The following is an 18,690-nucleotide window of genomic DNA, read 5'->3' as shown; positions in this document are numbered from 1 at the left end:
CCGAGCACCGGCGTCGCATCCGGCCGGGACAAACCCGGCCGGTAACTTAGTCGGGCAGGATCCTTCGCACCACGGCGTCGGCAAGCAGCCGTCCTTTCAAGGTGAGCACCAGCCGGCCGCGGAAGGCCGACGCGGGATCCACCAGGCCATCCGCGATCAGCCCGGCCACCGCGTGCTGTCCGGACTTTGCCAGCAGGGACACATCGAGTCCGGAACTGAGCCTGGCTTCGAGCATGACCCGCTCGACGTTCCGGGTTTCGGCGTCGAGCGTTTCGCGGCCCGCCGCCGGCGATACACCGCCGGAAAGCCGCCCCGCATAGGCCGTAGGGTGCTTGACGTTCCACCAGCGGACTCCGCCGACGTGTGAATGCGCACCGGGGCCGATTCCCCACCAGTCGTCACCACGCCAGTACGCCAGGTTGTGCCTGCACGCCTGCTCCGGCGTGCGCGCCCAGTTGCTGACCTCGTACCAGCCAAGGCCGGCGGCACTGATGAGTTCCTCGGCGATTTCGTACTTGTCGGCATGGTCGTCGTCGTCGATTCCTGGGACTTCGCCGCGGCGGATCTGGGCGGCCAATTTAGTGCCGTCCTCCACGATCAGCGCGTAGGCGCTGATATGGTCCGGTTCGTAGGACAGGGCGGTCTCAAGGGAATAGCGCCAGTCCGCCAGCGACTCCCCCGGAGTGCCGTAGATCAGGTCAAGGCTGACGGACAGTCCGGCGTCCCGGGCCCACTGCACCACCTGCGGCACCCTGCTTGGCGTGTGCGTGCGGTCCAGGACCTTCAGGACATGCGGCACGGCCGACTGCATCCCGAAGGACACGCGGGTGAAACCGGCATCAGCCAGTAACGTGAGGGACTCCGGGGTGACGGAATCCGGGTTGGCTTCGGTGGTAACTTCAGCGCCGGGCGCCAGCCCCCATTCGTTGACTGCTGCGGTTAGGATTCGGGCCAGGTCCTCGGCGGGCAGCAGAGTGGGCGTGCCGCCGCCGAAAAAGACGGTGCCCATCCGGCGGTCCGGCAGTCCGCTCGCCGTCAGGGCATGGGCGGCAAATTCAACCTCGGCAATGGCCGTGGACGCATAGGCGTCCTGGGACGCCCCGCCGCCGAGTTCGGTGGCCGTATAGGTGTTGAAGTCGCAGTACCCGCAACGCACGGCACAGAAGGGGATGTGGACGTACAGTCCAAATCCCCGCTGTGCAGCGCCGTCGGCGGCCTGCGCTGGCAGCAGGCCGTCCGACGGCGCGGGGTCACCCAGGGGTAGGACGCTGGGCATCAGCGGGTCCCCCGCTGCGCGTGGCTCACTTCTTCTTGGCCTTGTCCTTAGATTCGTCGGTGGTGAGGGCGGCGATGAACGCTTCCTGCGGCACCTCCACCGTGCCCACCATCTTCATGCGCTTCTTGCCCTCTTTTTGCTTCTCCAACAGCTTGCGCTTACGGGAAATATCGCCGCCGTAGCACTTGGCCAGGACGTCCTTGCGGATGGCACGGATGCTTTCACGGGCGATGATCCGGGAACCAATGGCAGCCTGGATCGGCACCTCGAACTGCTGGCGGGGAATGAGCTCACGCAGCTTGTCGGTCATCATCACACCGTAGGCGTAGGCCTTCTCCCGGTGGGTGATCGCACTGAAGGCGTCCACCTGTTCGCCCTGGAGCATGATGTCGACCTTCACAAGGTCGGCCGCCTGGTCGCCGTCGGCCTTCCAGTCCAGCGAGCCGTAGCCGCGGGTCTTGGACTTGAGGATGTCGAAGAAATCGAAGACGATTTCGGCCAGCGGCAGTCGGTAGCGGATTTCCACCCGGTCCTCGGAGAGGTAGTCCATGCCGCCCATCACGCCGCGCCGGCTCTGGCACAGCTCCATGATGGCCCCGACGAACTCGTTCGGCGCCAGGATGGTGGCGGACACCATCGGCTCACGGACCTCCGCAACCTTGCCGGTGGGGTATTCGCTGGGGTTGGTCACGTGGACAACCTTCTTGTCCTCCAGCGTCACCTCGTACTCCACGTTGGGAGCAGTGGAAATCAGGTCCAGCTTGTACTCGCGTTCGAGGCGTTCACGGGTAATTTCCAGGTGCAGCAGGCCCAGGAAGCCGACGCGGAAGCCGAAGCCCAGCGCAGCCGACGTTTCCGGCTGGTACACCAGAGCGGCGTCGTTGAGCATGAGCTTCTCCAACGCGTCGCGGAGCACCGGGTAGTCGGTGCCGTCCAGCGGGTACAGGCCGGAGAAAACCATGGGCTTGGCGTCTGCATAGCCCGGGAGGGACTGGGAAGCAGGCTTGGCCAGGTTGGTGACGGTGTCGCCCACCTTGGACAGGCGGACGTCCTTCACGCCGGTGATGAGGTACCCCACTTCGCCGACGCCGAGGCCCTTGGACGGCGTGGGCTCCGGAGAGCTAACACCGATCTCAAGGAGTTCATGGGTGGCGCGGGTGGACATCATCTGGATGCGTTCGCGCGGGTGCAGCATGCCGTCGACCACCCGGACGTAGGTGACAACACCGCGGTAGGTGTCATAGACCGAGTCGAAGATCATGGCGCGGGCAGGGGCGTTCGGGTCACCCACGGGGGCCGGCAGGTCACGGACGATCTTGTCGAGCAGCACTTCGACGCCCATGCCGGTCTTGCCCGAGACACGCAGCACGTCGTCGGGGTCGCCGCCGATCAGGTTGGCAAGTTCCTCCGCGTACTTCTCGGGCTGGGCCGCGGGAAGGTCGATCTTGTTGAGGACCGGAATGATGGTGAGGTTGTTCTCCATCGCCAGGTACAGGTTGGCGAGGGTCTGGGCCTCGATGCCCTGGGCCGCGTCCACGAGCAGAACTGCACCTTCACAGGCAGCCAGGGAGCGGGACACCTCGTAGGTGAAGTCGACGTGGCCGGGGGTGTCGATCATGTTCAGGGCGTAGCTGGTGCCCTCAACTTCCCACGGCATGCGGACTGCCTGGGACTTGATGGTGATGCCGCGTTCACGTTCGATATCCATGCGGTCCAGATACTGGGCCTTCATGTCGCGGGACTGAACGACGCCGGTGTACTGCAACATGCGGTCAGCCAGAGTGGATTTACCGTGGTCAATGTGCGCAATGATGCAGAAGTTCCGGATGATGGCCGGATCTGTTGCGGCGGGCACCGGGGCGGTGCGGGCCATGGGAGACACGCAGGGTCCTTACTGTTGGCATTTCCGCGGCTGTGCTCAGGACAGCCGAAGCCGTCGCAGGACCTGCCGCACGTGAACTTATAGTGTCCCACGTCCTGCCGCCGCTCGGCGCATTGTTTGCGTGATCGGGGTGCGGAACGACGAAAAGTGCCATTCCGGGGCACAGTATCGTTGCAGGATGGCATTCAACCTCCGCTCCCTTGGCAACGCCGTCCGCACCGTGTTCCGCCTCCTGGAGGGGCGGCCGGCCGACGACGGCACGGATCGCCGGCGCAAGCGTCCTGCCGGACCGGTCCGCCCGGCGCCGGCCCGCACCACGAAGCCGCCAGCGCAGCGCGGGACCGCCCCCGGCCTCACAGGAACCTACCCGGGTGATTTCACGGGCACCGCCACTGTCAGGTACGCCCCCTCCCCCAACGGCAAGCCGGAACCGGGTGAAGTGGTGTGGACGTGGGTCCCTTACGAAGAGGACCATTCCCAGGGCAAGGACCGGCCGGTGCTCCTGATCGGAAGCCGAGGACGCTACCTGCTGGGGCTCATGCTCACCAGCAAGGACCACGACCAGGACCGCATTAACGACGAAAGCTACGTGGACATCGGCACAGGCAGCTGGGACCGGCAGCGCCGGCCCAGTGAAGCCAAACTGGACCGCATCATCCAGATCAGCGCAGCGGACATCCGCAGGGAGGGCGCGGTCCTGGACAGGAAGCGTTTCGACGGCGTCGCGTCTGCACTCCGCGAGTTTCACGGCTGGAGCTGATGAAAGCCCCGAGGCGTCGCGGAGGCAGCAGCATTGCAGGCATCAGCAGGGGGCAGCAGCATTGCAGGGCATCTGCTACTATTGACAGCTGTGTGTCCGTGCAGGTCGACGGCCACTGATGGTTGGCCGCCATAGGTATCCCCACGCCGCTCAGTCAATGGCCAATCTGAAAGCCCTCTAGACCATTTCCGCATTAAAAAGAGAGTTCACACGTGGCTAATATCAAGTCCCAGAAGAAGCGCATCCTCACCAACGAGAAGGCTCGCCTGCGCAACAACGCAGTCAAGTCCGAGCTGAAGACGGCCATCCGCGCCGTCAACACCGCCGTTGAGTCCACCGACAAGGATGCCGCTGCTGCTGCGCTGGTTGCTGCAAGCCGAAAGCTGGATAAGGCTGTCAGCAAGGGCGTTCTTCACAAGAACAACGCTGCAAACCGCAAGTCGGCGATCTCCAAGAAGGTCAACGCACTCTAAGGTTTTCCAGTTCAACTGAACTGATGATCGTGGCCGGCACCCCTCGCGGGTGCCGGCCACATCCATTTAACCTTCCGTAGCTCGCGAACCCGCTCCAGCTCACGCCCATGCACCTCGGCGGCGAGGGGTCCCCCAGGCCTAGCGGCGCACCGACGTCGCAATGACGGTGACCGCGTGTTCCACTGCGTACACCGGGTCCCGGGAAAGGCCTTTGACCTGCGCATCCGCTTCGGCTGTCACCTGGATGGAGCGGACCAGGCCCTCCGGCGTCCAGCGCCGGACGTCCCGCTGCGCCTGCTCCACCAGCCACGGCTGCATGCCGAGCTGCCGCGCAATCTGGGCCGAGGAACCGTGTGCGCCCGCAACCTTGGCTACCGTGCGGAGTTTGGCCGCCAGCGCAGCCACCAGTGGAACAGGGTCCGCACCTGTTGCCAGGGCGTGGCGAAGCGTGGAGAGGGCCAGCGGAGCGTTGCCGGCCAGCGCGGCGTCAGCAACTTTGAAGGCCGTCGCCTCGATCCGGCCGCCGTAGTAACGGTCCACCATGTCTGTATCAACAGCCGTGGCCGCGTCCGCGATGAGCTGGCTGCAGGCGGCGGCGAGTTCCGACAGGTTGGCGCCCACCGCGTTGACGAGGGCGTGAACGGCTTCCGGCTCAATGCGGCGCCCGGCCGCCTTGAATTCGGACTGCACGAACGCCGACTTGTCCGCGTCCTTTTTCAGGGGCTGGCAATCGACCACGGGCCAGCCGGCAGACTTGATGGCGTCCAGGAGCTTCTTGCCCCTGACTCCACCGCCGTGGCGGACGACCAGTACGGCGTCAGGTTCCGGGTCCGCCAGGTACTTGAGGGCATCCGCGAGGAAGGCGTCATTCATGGCTTCAGCGGACTCCACCTCAATGAGCTTGGATTCCCCGAACAGCGAAGGGCTGACGTTCATGGCGAGGGCCCCGGGTTCGTAGCTGCCTGCGTTGAGCCTGGTGATTTCGACATCCGGCTGGGCTGCGCGGACCTGCGACCTGACCCGGTCCATGGCACGGATGCCGAGGTATTCCTCGGGTCCGCCGATCAGGACGACACTTGCCGGAGTTACATCGCGCCAGGTGGCCGTCGCTGACGTCGCCGGTTTGGATCGTGCTTTTTGCGCAGCGGCCACTCTTGGTTCCTCCCGGAATTCCGATTAATACCTCTAAGGCTCCCACGGCTGCGTCGCTCATCCAAGCCGGTGAACGCCGGCACCAGCTCCAGCAGGTCGATGGTCCTTCGGTGCGCCGCCAGGACCAGTGTGCCCACGGCCTGCGGGTGCAGAATGAGCCAGAGGAACAGCACGGTGCAGGCGGACAGGGACACCATGGTGGCCGCGCCGAACGGCCCCTCCGGCCATGGCAGGGCAGCGCCGGGCAGGGCAGCGAAGAACCGGGCGACGGCGGCGACTCCGGCCGCACAGCCGCCCGCAACCCCCATGGGAACATTGGCCGCCCATGGCGCGAGGGGCACCAGCGGGACGGCCGCGGTACCGAGGATGGTGACCGGAGCCACGAGCGGCGCGGCCACCATGTTTGCCACTAGGGCGTAGGAGGAAAACTGGGGCTGCAGCAGGACGATGACCGGCCCGCAGAAGAGCTGGGCGGAAAGCGGTACCGCCAGGCCGGCGGCGAGCCAGCGCGGGACAGCCGGCGGCAGCCATTCCATGATCCGCGGCCCGGCAAGCACGATGCCGAGCGTGGCCAGCACCGATAGCAGGAAGCTGAAACTGGTCCCGAGTGCCGGGTCTGCCATGAGGAGTCCGATCACGGCCAGGCAAAGGAAACTGAGCCCGCGGCCGGCCCGGCCTCCGGACAGGGAGACGATCCCGATCGCCCCCATCAGTGCGGCCCGGAGGACACTGGCATCCGGACCCACCATCAGGACGAACAAAGCCAGTCCGGTGAGCGCTGCCCCCGCAGCGGGAGCCCGGGGCAGCCGAACACTCCGCGCGGCCAGCAACAGCGCCCCCAGGATGAGGCTGCAGTTGGCCCCGCTCACGGCGGTCAGGTGCGTCATGCCGACAGTCTTCATGGCACTCTCCAGCTGTTCATCGAGGAAGCCCGTATCACCCGTGACCATTCCGGGCAGTAAGCCGCGGGCATCTCCGCCGATCCATTCCGCGGCGGCGGCAAACCCGCTGCGGAGCGCGACAGGTTCTTCCCGCCATGCCGAGGGGGCAGCAGTGGTGGCCGGGCCGGTAGTGGTGGCCGGGCCGGTAGTGGCGGACAGCGTGCCCGCCTGCGCCTGGCCGGCGTCGGCCGGCTGCAGTTTTCCTGTGGTCCGGACCCGCTGCCCGGGGACCACGTGCTGCCAATCGTCACCGCCGACGATCAGCACGTGCGCATAACCCCTGATGAGGCGGCCGTTGGCGATGATCATGAAAACTGTCGCCTGCACAGCCCACCGGCCGGACCCGGCGCGGCCGGGAACCTTGAGTTCGCGCGGCGAGCCTTCTATCTCCGCCTCAACCACTACTGCGGAACGGGCCGTCACCGCGTCGGCGACGGGTCCGTCATGCTTCTGCGACGCTGCTACCGCCGAGTGGGACGCGACGGCTGCCGACAGCACCAGGGCAACGGCAAGGGTGGTCAGGAAGCTGCGCGGCACCAGCCCGGACCCGTGGGTCATCCCCCGGCGCCGGCGGATCACCACCAGCAGCACCATTGCAGCCAGGAGCAGTCCCCCGATCACCGCGCAGAGTCCGGGCAACGGCAACCAGACACCCCCGACGGCGGCCGCCCAGGTGAGGAGGGCCGGAGGTGCCAGGCGCAGGTCAGTCCTGCGCCGTGGTTTGCTGCCGGTTCCGGACGCAGCAGGTTTCCCGGCTCCCCGCGCCCTGTCCTCCGGCCGGGGAAGAAGGCGGGCGGCAACCATGTCCCGCAGTCCGGCCGACGTCCGGGGCACGATGCCGATGATGCCGGCGGAGCGTACGCCCGGCGTACGTGGAAACCCCGAGGTCGGGTCACGGGGAGGGTCCGGCCGCGGCCGGAAGGCCTCGTCCTGCCGGCCCCGGACGGCTGCGTCGACGAAGCGCTGCCATGGACTGGGGCTGCCCATCTCAGGACACCCGCACGAGAGGCAATAGCGTTTCCAGCATCTTGGGGCCGACGCCGTCCACGGCGTCGAGTTCCTCCACGGCACTGAACCGACCGTGCTCCTTCCGCCAATCAAAGATGCGCTGGGCCAGGACTGGCCCTACCCGGGGCAGTGCCCCCAGCTCCTCCACGGAGGCCGTATTCAGGTCGACTTTGGCAGTGCCTGCTCCCTGTCCACCGGAGCCTGTTCCATCGGACCCCGGTTCGCTGCCCGCCGTTCCGGTGACGTCCGCGGGATCCCCCAACCGGGGAACATGGATCTTCTGGCCATCGGTCAGCACGGCGGCCAGGTTCAGCCGTTCCAGGTCAGCGGTGTCCGTGCTCCCACCCGCCGCAGCGATTGCTTCGTGGATCCGGCTACCGTCCGGCAGTTCCACAACGCCGGCCTTGTTCACAGCCCCCGCGATATGGACCACGATTTTCCTTCCAGAGGAAGGATGGGTAGCCCGCCCTCCTTCTGACGTCCCGCCGGTCGCTCCCGGGTCCTCTGCCCTTGGCCCTCCTTCCGGCTGCCCGCCGGCGTCCGTGGTGCTGATGTCGCTCAGCGGGACCACCTGTGCACGGCTGCCGGCGACGTCCCACCAGAACCAGCCGCCCAGCAGGAGGCTCACGATTCCCAGCAGCACGGCAACGCGGATGCCCGTGCGCCACCTGAAATTCGCGGGTCCGGCGCCCCCGCCACCGGCGGCAGCGTCAGCAGCATCCGGATCCGGCCGCGCACCGCCGTCGTACGTGAAAGTTCCTTGGCCGGGAGCTCCGTGCTCCAGCAGCCCTTGTCCAATACCCCCGGCTGTTCCTGGCCCGCCCCTGGCATCGCCGGCGGCCGGTCCAAGGGAGGCCGTCAGTCTCCGCCGCGCACGGGTGGCCGCGGCAGGTGCTCCCGCTTCCGCGTTCCGGCGTGACATACCCGCCACGCTAGGAGAACACGGCGGGAACGGACACTGCGGAAGGGCGGTATGTGGAAAGCGGACGCACAGCAGGTCACCGGGACAACGCCCGGTCTTTTCACCATTGAATTTACATATTGACCGGGAGGCACCGCAGCCTTACGATTTTGCCCTGCCCCGAATCCGGGGAATGGTCTGAACTTTGGGGGCGGTCACGATGTCAAAAAAGTCTGTGCTCTTTTCCGGATGCGGGGTGGGCCTGGGGTTACTGCTGGCGTGCGGCGCGGCACCGGCCGGCGCGGCAGGGAGTGAAGGGACCCAGTTCACCGAATACTCGTCGTGTGTCACGGATGAACTTTCCGGCTGGACGTTTTGCCAGACGGGCACTGAACGGCACATCGAGGTTCATACGCCGAGCGGAGTCGCCGTCTTCCAGGGAAGCGGTGAGGTGAGTGCCACCCAGATCTCCCCCGACGGCGAAACCATCACAGTGGACAATACCCACAAGTTCGTCAGCGTGTTTGCCTACTATGAAAGCCCGTGGTCTTTCGACGCGAACGTCATCAAAACCGGCGCGACGAGTGTCTACACGTTCCCCGACGGCGCCTCCTGCACCGTGGTGTCGGACAGCATCAGCGTGCTCGAGAAAAGCCGCTACAACCGTGACACGGTGACCTGCAGCCCCTGACCCGGACCCTCCGGCTGGCTATTTCTGGTACGTGATGTAGGCCTCGTACTGGACCCGCCATGCGTCAGGCGCCTTCGGATCAGGCACCGTCGTGGTGAGGAACTGGACGCTCGTCACCTGGCCCTTGAGGTACTTCAGCCAGTTCGTCACTTCTTCGGACACGTCCTTGTCGAACTGCGCCACGTGGTGCACCTGCATTGTCATCGAAGCCTCCTTGCTCGGTAGGGAGCCTGCTTGGTGGGGAGACTGTACTACCGGCGCCGCTATTGGGCCAGAGCGGGTTCCTTGTGCGGTGTACTGCTCTCCCCCACGATCACGGCGAGGACACCCAGCCCCGCGTGGGCGGCGAGGACGGCGGGCAGCGAACTGATCTGCGCCGGGGGTATGCCCGGGAGCGAGGCCGCCAGCCGTTCCGCAAGCTCAGCGGCTTCCCCGGGATTGCCGAAGTGGTGGACGGCCAGGCGCGCCTGGCCGTCAGGACGCGCGGCGGCATCCGCCACCACAATTTCCTCGAGGCGCGCCACGGCCCGCGCGGCGGACCTGACCTTTTCCAGCGGAACGATCTTCCCGTCGTCCACGGCGAGGATCGGTTTGATGGCAAGCATTGTCCCCCACAGGGATGCCGCCGCTCCGATCCGGCCGCCGCGGCGGAGCTGCTCCAGGCTGGGTACATAGAAATACACCCTGGTACGCGCCAGCCGTTCTTCCGCAAAGGCACGCACGTCAGCGGCCCCCCGGCCGTCTGCCGCCGCGACCACCGCGCTCTGCACACCCATGCCCAGCGCCATGCCCACCGTCTTCGAGTCGAGCACTTCCACGGGGATGCCCACGCGCGATGCCGCGAGCCTGGCAGAGTCCGCCGTGCCGGAAAGTGCTCCCGAGATATGAACGGAGACCACCGCTTCGAAGCCGCGGCGCTGCGCCGCAAGATAGGCCTGCTCAAACTGGCCGGGCGACGGCCGTGACGTCTTGACCGGAGTGCCCGTGGCCAGCGCCACCGCAATGGTCTCGGTGATGTCGTCTTCGCCTTCGCCGTAAATCTCCGGCCCCACCATGACGGGCATGGGAACCACAGTCAGCCGGCCGTCGGCGGCGAAGTCGCCGACCCAGTCGGCCGGAAGCGCCGCTGCGGAATCGGTCACCACCGCAGTGCGCACGACGGCGGCCGCCACCACGTCCGGGGTAGCTCCCGGTCGGGGGGCCGGCCGCAGGCGGACCAGCCGTTCCTTCAGCCACGGCCAGCCGGCCGGTTCCCGGTCGTTCACGGTGTCCCCCTGCTATTCCGGCCAAACGGGATGACCGGCCGCCGGCATTGCCGGCGGCCGGTGCCCCGGCTAAGCCGGGACGATGTTGACCAGTTTAGGGGCTCGCACGATGACCGTGCGGATACCCCGCCCGTCGAGGGCGCGCTGGACATTTTCCGATGCGAGGGCCAGTTCACGCAGCTCGTCCTCGCCGATCTCCGGGGAGACCTCCAGGCGGTCGCGGACCTTGCCCTGGACCTGGACCACCGCGGTGACAGTGTCCTGCACCAGGAGGGCTTCGTCGTGCGATGGCCAGCCGGCGTTCGCCACCGAGGCGGGATGCCCCAGCACGTTCCACATGTCCTCGGCCGTGTAGGGCGCAAAGAGGCTCAGGATGACCGCCACGGCTTCCGCCGCTTCGCGGACCGCAGGATCCGCGCCGCCCGCGCCGGCAGCTGCATCTATCGTCTTGCGGGTCGCGTTGACCAGCTCCATCAGCTTGGCCACCACAACGTTGAACTTGTTGCTGTCCAGCAGTGCGGCGGCGTCGGCGATGGTGCGGTGCGTGACGGAGCGCAGCGCACGGTCTCCCTGGGCGGCATCCGTTCCGGGCGCGCTGGTGACGTCCTGCGCCAGGCGCCAGGCCCGGGCCAGGAACTTCGCGGAGCCCGACGGCGACACGTCCGCCCAGTCGACGTCGTCCTCCGGCGGGGAGGCGAAGATCATGGTGAGACGCACGGCGTCCACGCCGTACTTGTCCAGCTGCTCACCGAGGTCAACACCGTTGCCCAGGGACTTGCTCATGGCCTTGCCCCCGTTGAGGACCTGGCCCTGGTTGAGCAGTGCGCTGAACGGCTCGTCGGCGTCGATCATCCCGAGGTCGTGGATGACCTTGGTGAAGAACCGTGCGTACAGCAGGTGCAGGATGGCGTGCTCCACGCCGCCCACGTACTGCCCCACCGGCATCCAGTCGTTGATCTTCTCCGGGTCGAAGGGACCCTCGGTGTACTGCGGGGAAACGAACCGCAGGAAGTACCAGGACGAGTCGACGAACGTGTCCATGGTGTCGGTGTCGCGCTTGGCAGGGCCGTGGCAGTTGGGGCACTCAACGTTGACCCAGGCTTCGGCGGCCGCCAGCGGGGACGTGCCCTTCGGGGACAGGTCTTCGCCGCGCAGGTCGGCCGGCAGGGTGACGGGCAGCTGTTCGTCGGGAACAGGAACCTCGCCGCAGGCCGGGCAGTGGATGATCGGGATGGGCGTGCCCCAGAAGCGCTGGCGGCTGAGCAGCCAGTCGCGCAGCCGGAAGTTGACGAACTTTTCGCCGGTGCCCTGCTTCTCCAGGATGTCGATCGCGGCGGGGATGGCCTCCGCCTTGGGCAGGCCGTCGAGAACACCCGAGTTGATCAGGGTTCCCTCCCCCGCTGTCGCCGTCCCGGTGACTGCGGGGTCGTCTTCTCCCGTGTCCAGCACGGCGCGGACGGGCAGGTCGAAGGTCTTGGCGAAGTCCAGGTCGCGCTGGTCATGGGCGGGGACAGCCATGATGGCGCCGGTGCCGTAGTCAGCCAGGACATAGTCCGCTGCCCACACCGGCAGTTTTTCGCCGTTCAGGGGGTTGACGGCGTAACGGCCGGTGAAGACGCCCGTCTTTTCCCGTTCGGTGGACTGCCGCTCGATTTCGGACAGTGCCTTGACCTGTTCGCGGTAGGCGTCCAGGGCTGCGGCGTGCTCGTCCGTGACCAGTTCCACTGCCAGCGGCGCATCTGCCGCGACCACGAAGAACGTGGCTCCGTACAGGGTGTCCGGGCGGGTGGTGAAGACGGTGACGTCCTTGGCCGGCTTGCCGCCGTCGGCTTCGATCACGAAGTTGACGTGTGCACCTTCGGAGCGGCCGATCCAGTTCTTCTGCATGGCCAGGACGCGCTCGGGCCAGTGGCCGCGCAGCTCGTCCATGTCGTCCAGCAGGCGGTCGGCATAGTCGGTGATCTTGAAGTACCACTGGTTCAGGGACTTCTTGGTCACGGCAGTGCCGCAGCGTTCGCAGGCGCCGTTGACCACCTGTTCGTTTGCCAGCACGGTCTGGTCCTTGGGGCACCAGTTGACCGGGGAGTCCTTCCGGTAGGCCAGGCCGCGCTCATAGAAGCGCTTGAACAGCCACTGGGTCCAGCGGTAGTACCCCGGGTCCGAGGTGTGCAGGCGGCGCGACCAGTCAGCGGAGATCGCGTAGCGCTTGAAAGACGCCGCCTGGGTGTCGATGTTGGCGTAGGTCCACTCGCTGGGGTGCGCGTTGCGCTTGATGGCTGCGTTTTCCGCGGGCAGGCCGAAGGAGTCCCAGCCGATCGGGTGCAGGACGTCAAAGCCCTTCTGGCGCAGGTACCGCGCCACGACGTCGCCCATGGCAAACGCTTCAGCGTGGCCCATGTGCAGGTCACCCGACGGGTAAGGGAACATGTCGAGGACATAGCGGCGCTCCCGGGAACCGTCATCGACGGGGGTGAACACCTTGAGGTCTTCCCACACCTGCGGCCATTTGGCCTCCATCGCGGCAAAGCTGTAGGTGCCCTCCTCGGGACCTTCGGTCGCGACTGCTGCTGTTCCGGTCTCTGTCTCCGGCTGAACGCTCACTGCTGCCCTCTTCTGTTCTGTACCGCTTTTCGTACGGCCCTGGCGTCCTGTCCGCCCCGGCCCCTGATCCCCTGCTTGCGGCCGGGAGATAGCCCCAGACACACAAAAGCCCCTCGACATGGAGGGGCGGCCGCTCGGCAATCCGTACTTGGTCGGGATACCGCGCGGCTAGCTAAGCAGAAGGATCGCACGCATAGAACTACTTTAGCGCACCTCCACCATCACCTAAACGTAAGTCGCCAAGAGCGGCTGAATCGACCGGCTCGGACATGCCGAGCTGTTAAGGGGGCCCGGGAGCGGCTTCGGGCGTCCGCGAAGCCGACGGGGCCCCCTTAACAGCGAAGGCATAGGCTTGCCGGGTCTACTTCACGTCCTCGTCGACCCAGTCCATGGACTTCGTCACGGCCTTCTTCCAGAGGCGCATCTGGCGGTCCCGCTCCCCTGCGTCCATCTGCGGTTCCCAGCGCTTGTCCTCGGACCAGTTGGCCGAGCACTCCCCCAGGTCCTTCCAGAAGCCGACGGCCAGGCCGGCAGCATAGGCAGCGCCGAGGGCGGTGGTCTCCACGACCTTCGGCCGGATCACCGGAACACCCAGGATGTCCGCCTGGAACTGCATCAGGGCGTCATTGGCGACCATGCCGCCGTCGACCTTCAACTCCGTCAGCGGAACACCGGAGTCCGCGTTGACGGCGTCGAGCACCTCACGGGTCTGGAAGGCGGTGGCCTCCAGTGCCGCACGGGCGATGTGGTTCCTGTTGACGAATCGGGTCAGGCCCACGATGGCGCCGCGGGCATCGGACCGCCAGTACGGTGCGAACAGTCCCGAGAACGCCGGGACGATGTACACGCCGCCGTTGTCCTTGACCGAGGCGGCGAGCGTTTCCACTTCCGGGGCACTGCTGATCAACCCGAGGTTGTCCCGCAGCCACTGGATGAGGGATCCGGTGACGGCGATGGAGCCTTCCAGCGCATAGTGCGGAGCAGCGTCCCCCAGCTTGTAGCCCACAGTGGTCAGCAGGCCGTTCTTGGAGTGGACGATTTCCTCCCCGGTGTTGAAGATCAGGAAGCAGCCGGTGCCGTACGTGTTCTTGGCCTCGCCGGCCTCAAACGCCGCCTGGCCGAAGGTGGCCGCCTGCTGGTCGCCAAGGATGCCGGCAACCGGCGTTTCACGGAGGAGCTGTGAAGTGTGGACTGTGCCGTAGACCTCGGAGGATGACTTGATGGCAGGCATCATGGAGGCCGGAACGCCGAAGGCATCCAGGATCTCCTGGTCCCAGGACAGCGTGTCAAGGTCCATGAACATGGTCCGGGAGGCGTTGGTGACGTCGGTGACGTGCACGCCGCCGTCCACTCCGCCCGTGAGGTTCCACAGGACCCAGCAGTCCGTGTTGCCGAAGACCAGGTCGCCGGCTTCGGCCTTGGCGCGGGCGCCCTCCACGTTGTCCAGGATCCACTTGATCTTGGTGCCGGAGAAGTACGTTGCCAGCGGCAGGCCCACCTTCTGCTTGAAACGCTCCGGGCCGCCATCCTTGGCCAGCTCGTCCACGATGTCCTGGGTCCGGGTGTCCTGCCAGACGATCGCGTTGTATACGGCCTCGCCCGTCGTCTTGTCCCAGACAACGGCCGTTTCGCGCTGGTTGGTAATGCCGACGGCGGCGATATCGTGCCGGGTCAGGTTCGCCTTGGACAGGGCGGAGGCGATGACCTCGCGGGTGTTGTTCCAGATTTCGGCGGGGTCGTGTTCCACCCAGCCTGCCTGCGGGAAGATCTGCTCGTGTTCCATCTGGCCCGAGGAGACGATGCTGCCGCTGTGGTCGAAGACGATGGCGCGGGTGCTGGTGGTGCCCTGGTCGATGGCGATTACGTACTGGTTCATGTTGACGTCCTTGTCTGTTGTCTGAAGGGCTTGGTGGGGGTGTTGGAACGCGGGACGGGGATCAGGAAGCTGCCGAGGCGATGATCGGCACTACTGCTGCGACGGCGCCGGCGAGTCCGCCGCCTACCAGCGGGCCCACTACCGGGATCCAGGAGTAGCTCCAGTCGCTGGAGCCCTTGCCCTTGATGGGCAGCAGTGCGTGGGCGATGCGGGGACCGAGGTCGCGGGCGGGGTTGATGGCGTAGCCGGTGGGACCGCCGAGGGACACACCGATACCGACAACCAGCAGGGCCACGGCCAGCGGGCCAAGGCCGGAAGGGGTCCCGCCGAGGGTCAGGATGACGAAGACGAGGACAAAGGTGCCGATGATCTCGGTGATCAGGTTCCACGGGGTGGAGCGGATGGCAGGGCCCGTGGAGAACACGGCGAGCTTGCTGGCGGGTTCCGGTTCGGCGTCGAAGTGCTGCTTGTGGGCCAGCCACATGACCACTGCACCCAGGAACGCGCCCAGGAATTCACCGCCGAAGTAGGTCAGTGTGGATGCGAAGTCGACGCTGACGCCGGGAGCATACTCCGCCTTGCCGTTGAGCAGCAGGCCGAAAGTGACGGCGGGATTCAGGTGTGCGCCGGACTTGGCAGCCACGAAAACACCGCAGAAGACTGCAATGCCCCAGCCCCATGTGACCATCAGGAATCCGCCGTTGTTGCCCTTGGTGCCTTTGAGCGCGACGTTTGCCACAACGCCGCAACCCAGCAGGGTCAGCATTGCGGTTCCGAATACTTCGGAAAGGAAAACAATTCCAAGAGACATCTTTGACTCCTCTATTTTCTGTTGTCAGCCCTTCGCGAGTTTGAAGGGCTGTTGGGCCGGCAACGTTGTTGCGTTGCCGGCCGGCTGCTGCGCCGGCTGTTCCTCCAGCGGAACCGCGCAGCCCTTGCGCCCGGGCACTCCCTCCCCGGGCACGCAAGCTATCTAGGCGACCAGGCTGTGGACCTGGACGCCGTGGAAGCGTTCAAGCACCTCCTGGGCGTAGTGGATTTCGGCTGCCCGGGCGGCGGCGTCCCAGCCCAGCGGAACGGCAAGGACCTCTGCGACCTCGTTGAGGAGTTCGCCGGTCACCAGCCCGCGGAAGGCCAGCGACGTGCGCCGGATCAGCACGTCGATGAGGTGCCCCACCTGTTCGTTGCGGGCCATGAACTCCAGTTCGCGGACACTGAGTTCGCGGGTGGAGTGCAGGAGCCGGTCCGGGCCGGCGTCGAGGTATCGCAGGACTTCTTCGGCGCGGGTGCCGTAGCGGGTCAGCAATCCGGAGATCCGGTCAGCGTCGCGGCCGGCGGACATGTGTGACTTGATCCACTGTTCGATGCCGGCCGGAGTGTCCGGGAAGCCGGCGCCGCCGCCGATGGCGAGTTTCGCCGTCGAGACTTTCCGTTCCAGTCCCAGTTCCTTGAGCACGTCATTTGTCAGGTGTTCTGCCAGGGCCCTGAACGTGGTCCATTTGCCGCCCACCAGGCTGAGCACGACGGCGCCGCCGGCCGACGTATGCTGTCCGCCGCGCTCGATCCGGTAGTCCCGGCTGACGAAGCCGGGCTGGGTGGCGTCGTGCCGGGGCAGCGGGCGGACACCGGCGAAGGTGTACACGATCTGGTCCCGGCTCACCGGGACGTCCGGGAAGACATGGCCGATCAGGTCGAAGAAGTAGTCGATCTCGGCGTCGGTGCAGACGGCGTCCTCTGCCATGTCCGCATCGACGTCGGTGGTGCCCACCAGCACGCGGTCGCCCATCGGGTAAATCAGCACGATCCGGCCGTCCGTGTGTTCAAAGAAGATTTCGCGGCCGTTGCAGGCCTCGAGCAGCCCGGGGTGGTCCAGCACGATGTGCGAACCCTTTGTTCCGCCCATGAAGGAGGAGGCAGCACCCATGGCCTGGTTGGTCAGGTCGACCCAGGCCCCCGTGGTGTTGACGATCACGTCCGCCGTGAAGTCGAAGACTTCGCCGGTGAGCTCATCGCGGAGCTGGACAGTGCTGCCGCCCGTGGAACCGGACGAATTTCCGGCCGCCCCGCCCATGGACACGAGCGAGAGGTAGTTGCTGGCCCGGGCGTCACTCGGACCCGCGGCGCCGGCCTTTTCGCCGTCCTGGAGCACGTCCAGGGTGAGCCGCTCGGGGTTGTGGACCGAGGCATCGAAATAGGTGGCCGCGTACTTGATTCCGGGGTGCAGCCGCGGCAGTTCCGCCAGGGCGCGCTTCCGGCCGCGGAACTGGTGGCGCGGAACTGTGCCGCCGTCGCGTGAGAAGAAGTCGTACATGCTCAGGCCGAGCTTGATCAGGAAGGCGCCGCGTTCTTTCGGCTTGCCCTGCTGCTTGTGGGTCAGGAACCGCAGCGGCGCGGACAGCACGCCGGAGAAGGTGCTGAAGATAGGAATGGTGGTCTGGAGCGGCTTGACGTAGTGGGGGGCAATGCGCAGCAGCCTGTTGCGTTCGACGACGGACTCCTGGACCAGGCGGAACTCACCGTTTTCGAGGTACCGGATTCCGCCGTGGATCATGTGCGACGATGCACCGCTGGCCCCCTGGCAGTAGTCTCCGCGTTCGACGAGCGCAACATCGACGCCCTGTAGTGCCAGATCGCGGAACGTGCCCACTCCGTTGATTCCGCCGCCGATGATCAGGACCTGCGCGCGGGGCCGCTTTCGCAGGCTCTGCACTGAGGACCGCTGGCGGCTGGAAGACGGATGGCCGGATGAATCGTTGGTTCCCAAATCTGCTCCTTTGGGTTTGGTTCTGTGCGGCACGCCTCAGCGCGGCGCCGTTCACCACTATTGTTTGGACTAATGGAAAATGGAGTCAAGCACTATGCACAAACGTGCAGAACGGAAGCCCAATGCCGCGTTCACGCCACTCAGAAGCCCTCAGGGCTGCACAACTGTATTACCTCCAGGACCTCACGATGGACGCCATAGCCAGGGAGCTCCGGACCTCGAGATCCACGGTTTCCCGGCTTTTATCGACTGCCCGGGAAACCGGCCTGGTGCAGATCCAGATCCGCAATCCGCTCGACACGGGACCCGAACTGGAGAACATGATCCGCGCCCAATACCGCGTCGATGTGCACGTCGTTCCGGTGGTGGACACCCTGAATGAGGCGGAGACACTTGACAGGGTGGCCATGCAGGCTGCACGGACCATCGGTCCGCTGGTCGACTCAAACGCGATCATCGGCGTCGCGTGGGGATCCACCCTCAGCGCGGTCAGCCGCCACCTGACCCGCAAGATCACCCACGACAGCGTGATCGTCCAGCTCAACGGCGCGGGCAACATGCAGACCACCGGCATTACCTACGCCAGCGACATCATGCGCAGGTTCGGCAGCGCCTACGGGGCGCGTGTTGAACAGTTTCCCGTTCCGGCGTTTTTTGACCACGCCGCCACGAAGACCGCCATGTGGAATGAGCGCAGCGTCCAGCGCATCCTGGATTTGCAGTCACGCATGAGCATTGCCATTTTCGGTGTGGGATCAGTGGACGCCGACTACCCGAGCCACGTCTATGCCGGCGGCTACCTCGACGAGAACGACCTGAACATTCTGGCCAGCTCGGACGTGGTGGGTGACGTTGCCACCGTGTTCTTCCGCGGCGACGGTTCCTCCGACGGCATCACGCTCAACGAACGGTCCACCGGCCCGGCGCTGGCACAGCTGCGGCAGGTCCGGCGGCGGATCTGCGTCGTATCAGGAGCCTCGAAGATCAACGGACTGCGCGGCGCGCTCGCTGCCGGGCTCGCCACCGACCTGATCCTCGATGAAGCCATGGCGCGGCGCCTGGTGAGTTTCGACGGGTTGTCGTGACGCCGGCAGCGGCAG

15 protein-coding genes are annotated in these 18,690 nt (G+C 66.2%); 4 read left to right on the top strand and 11 right to left on the bottom strand.

Annotated features, from left to right (window positions below):
* Positions 1-46: 46 nt before the first annotated feature.
* Complete coding sequence (gene hemW, locus BS38_RS0101245) at positions 47-1,276, bottom strand: radical SAM family heme chaperone HemW (RefSeq protein WP_028269149.1); 1,230 nt, start codon at positions 1,274-1,276, stop codon at positions 47-49.
* Between the two features lie 25 nt (positions 1,277-1,301).
* Entirely contained in the window at positions 1,302-3,158 is a 1,857-nt protein-coding gene (gene lepA, locus BS38_RS0101240) for a translation elongation factor 4 (RefSeq protein ID WP_028269148.1), read from the bottom strand.
* 178 nt (positions 3,159-3,336) lie between these two features.
* Between lepA and BS38_RS0101235 the strand changes: the two genes are divergently transcribed.
* Positions 3,337-3,918 (top strand): type II toxin-antitoxin system PemK/MazF family toxin, encoded by a 582-nt coding sequence (locus tag BS38_RS0101235; protein ID WP_028269147.1) that lies wholly within the window; start codon positions 3,337-3,339, stop codon positions 3,916-3,918.
* Positions 3,919-4,130: 212 nt separating this feature from the next.
* Entirely contained in the window at positions 4,131-4,391 is a 261-nt protein-coding gene (gene rpsT, locus BS38_RS0101230) for a 30S ribosomal protein S20 (RefSeq protein WP_011692086.1), read from the top strand.
* Positions 4,392-4,529: 138 nt separating this feature from the next.
* On the opposite strand, the gene holA is transcribed toward rpsT, so the two are convergent.
* Genes holA through BS38_RS0101215 form a run of 3 tightly spaced genes read right to left on the bottom strand, consistent with a single transcriptional unit; the run spans position 4,530 to position 8,414 of the window.
* Positions 4,530-5,543 carry a DNA polymerase III subunit delta gene (gene holA / locus BS38_RS0101225; RefSeq protein WP_028269146.1) on the bottom strand — a complete coding sequence of 338 codons (1,014 nt, stop codon included), beginning with the start codon at positions 5,541-5,543 and terminating at the stop codon, positions 4,530-4,532.
* Complete coding sequence (locus tag BS38_RS0101220; protein ID WP_028269145.1) at positions 5,477-7,471, bottom strand: ComEC/Rec2 family competence protein; 1,995 nt, start codon at positions 7,469-7,471, stop codon at positions 5,477-5,479. The genes holA and BS38_RS0101220 overlap by 67 nt, the downstream gene beginning before the upstream one ends.
* 1 nt (position 7,472) lies before the next feature.
* Complete coding sequence (locus BS38_RS0101215; protein ID WP_028269144.1) at positions 7,473-8,414, bottom strand: helix-hairpin-helix domain-containing protein; 942 nt, start codon at positions 8,412-8,414, stop codon at positions 7,473-7,475.
* A gap of 199 nt (positions 8,415-8,613) precedes the next feature.
* Between BS38_RS0101215 and BS38_RS0101210 the strand changes: the two genes are divergently transcribed.
* Complete coding sequence (locus BS38_RS0101210) at positions 8,614-9,084, top strand: hypothetical protein (protein ID WP_156037034.1); 471 nt, start codon at positions 8,614-8,616, stop codon at positions 9,082-9,084.
* 18 nt (positions 9,085-9,102) lie between these two features.
* Here the strand turns inward: BS38_RS0101210 and BS38_RS0101205 are convergent, their stop codons facing one another.
* The 6 genes from BS38_RS0101205 to BS38_RS0101180 form a co-directional block, all read right to left on the bottom strand.
* On the bottom strand, positions 9,103-9,288 hold the full coding sequence (locus BS38_RS0101205) for a hypothetical protein (RefSeq protein ID WP_028269142.1): 186 nt from the start codon (positions 9,286-9,288) through the stop codon (positions 9,103-9,105).
* A 59-nt stretch (positions 9,289-9,347) separates the two neighbouring features.
* Positions 9,348-10,349 (bottom strand): DegV family protein, encoded by a 1,002-nt coding sequence (locus BS38_RS0101200; protein WP_028269141.1) that lies wholly within the window; start codon positions 10,347-10,349, stop codon positions 9,348-9,350.
* 69 nt (positions 10,350-10,418) lie between these two features.
* On the bottom strand, positions 10,419-12,950 hold the full coding sequence (gene leuS / locus BS38_RS0101195) for a leucine--tRNA ligase (RefSeq protein WP_028269140.1): 2,532 nt from the start codon (positions 12,948-12,950) through the stop codon (positions 10,419-10,421).
* Positions 12,951-13,311: 361 nt separating this feature from the next.
* A complete protein-coding gene (gene glpK, locus BS38_RS0101190) occupies positions 13,312-14,826 on the bottom strand; it encodes a glycerol kinase GlpK (protein ID WP_028269139.1) in 1,515 nt (504 codons plus the stop codon).
* A 61-nt stretch (positions 14,827-14,887) separates the two neighbouring features.
* Positions 14,888-15,637, bottom strand: coding sequence for an MIP/aquaporin family protein (locus tag BS38_RS0101185; RefSeq protein ID WP_028269138.1), 750 nt, complete (start codon positions 15,635-15,637; stop codon positions 14,888-14,890).
* A gap of 162 nt (positions 15,638-15,799) precedes the next feature.
* On the bottom strand, positions 15,800-17,590 hold the full coding sequence (locus BS38_RS0101180; protein ID WP_028269137.1) for a glycerol-3-phosphate dehydrogenase/oxidase: 1,791 nt from the start codon (positions 17,588-17,590) through the stop codon (positions 15,800-15,802).
* Positions 17,591-17,712: 122 nt separating this feature from the next.
* Here BS38_RS0101180 and BS38_RS0101175 point away from each other — a divergent pair, with 122 nt between their 5' ends.
* On the top strand, positions 17,713-18,675 hold the full coding sequence (locus BS38_RS0101175; RefSeq protein ID WP_028269136.1) for a sugar-binding transcriptional regulator: 963 nt from the start codon (positions 17,713-17,715) through the stop codon (positions 18,673-18,675).
* Positions 18,676-18,690: the final 15 nt, after the last annotated feature.

The sequence above is a fragment of the Arthrobacter sp. UNC362MFTsu5.1 genome, assembly GCF_000685965.1.
GTDB lineage: Bacteria > Actinomycetota > Actinomycetes > Actinomycetales > Micrococcaceae > Arthrobacter.
This window is presented reverse-complemented; position numbering and strand designations above follow the sequence as displayed.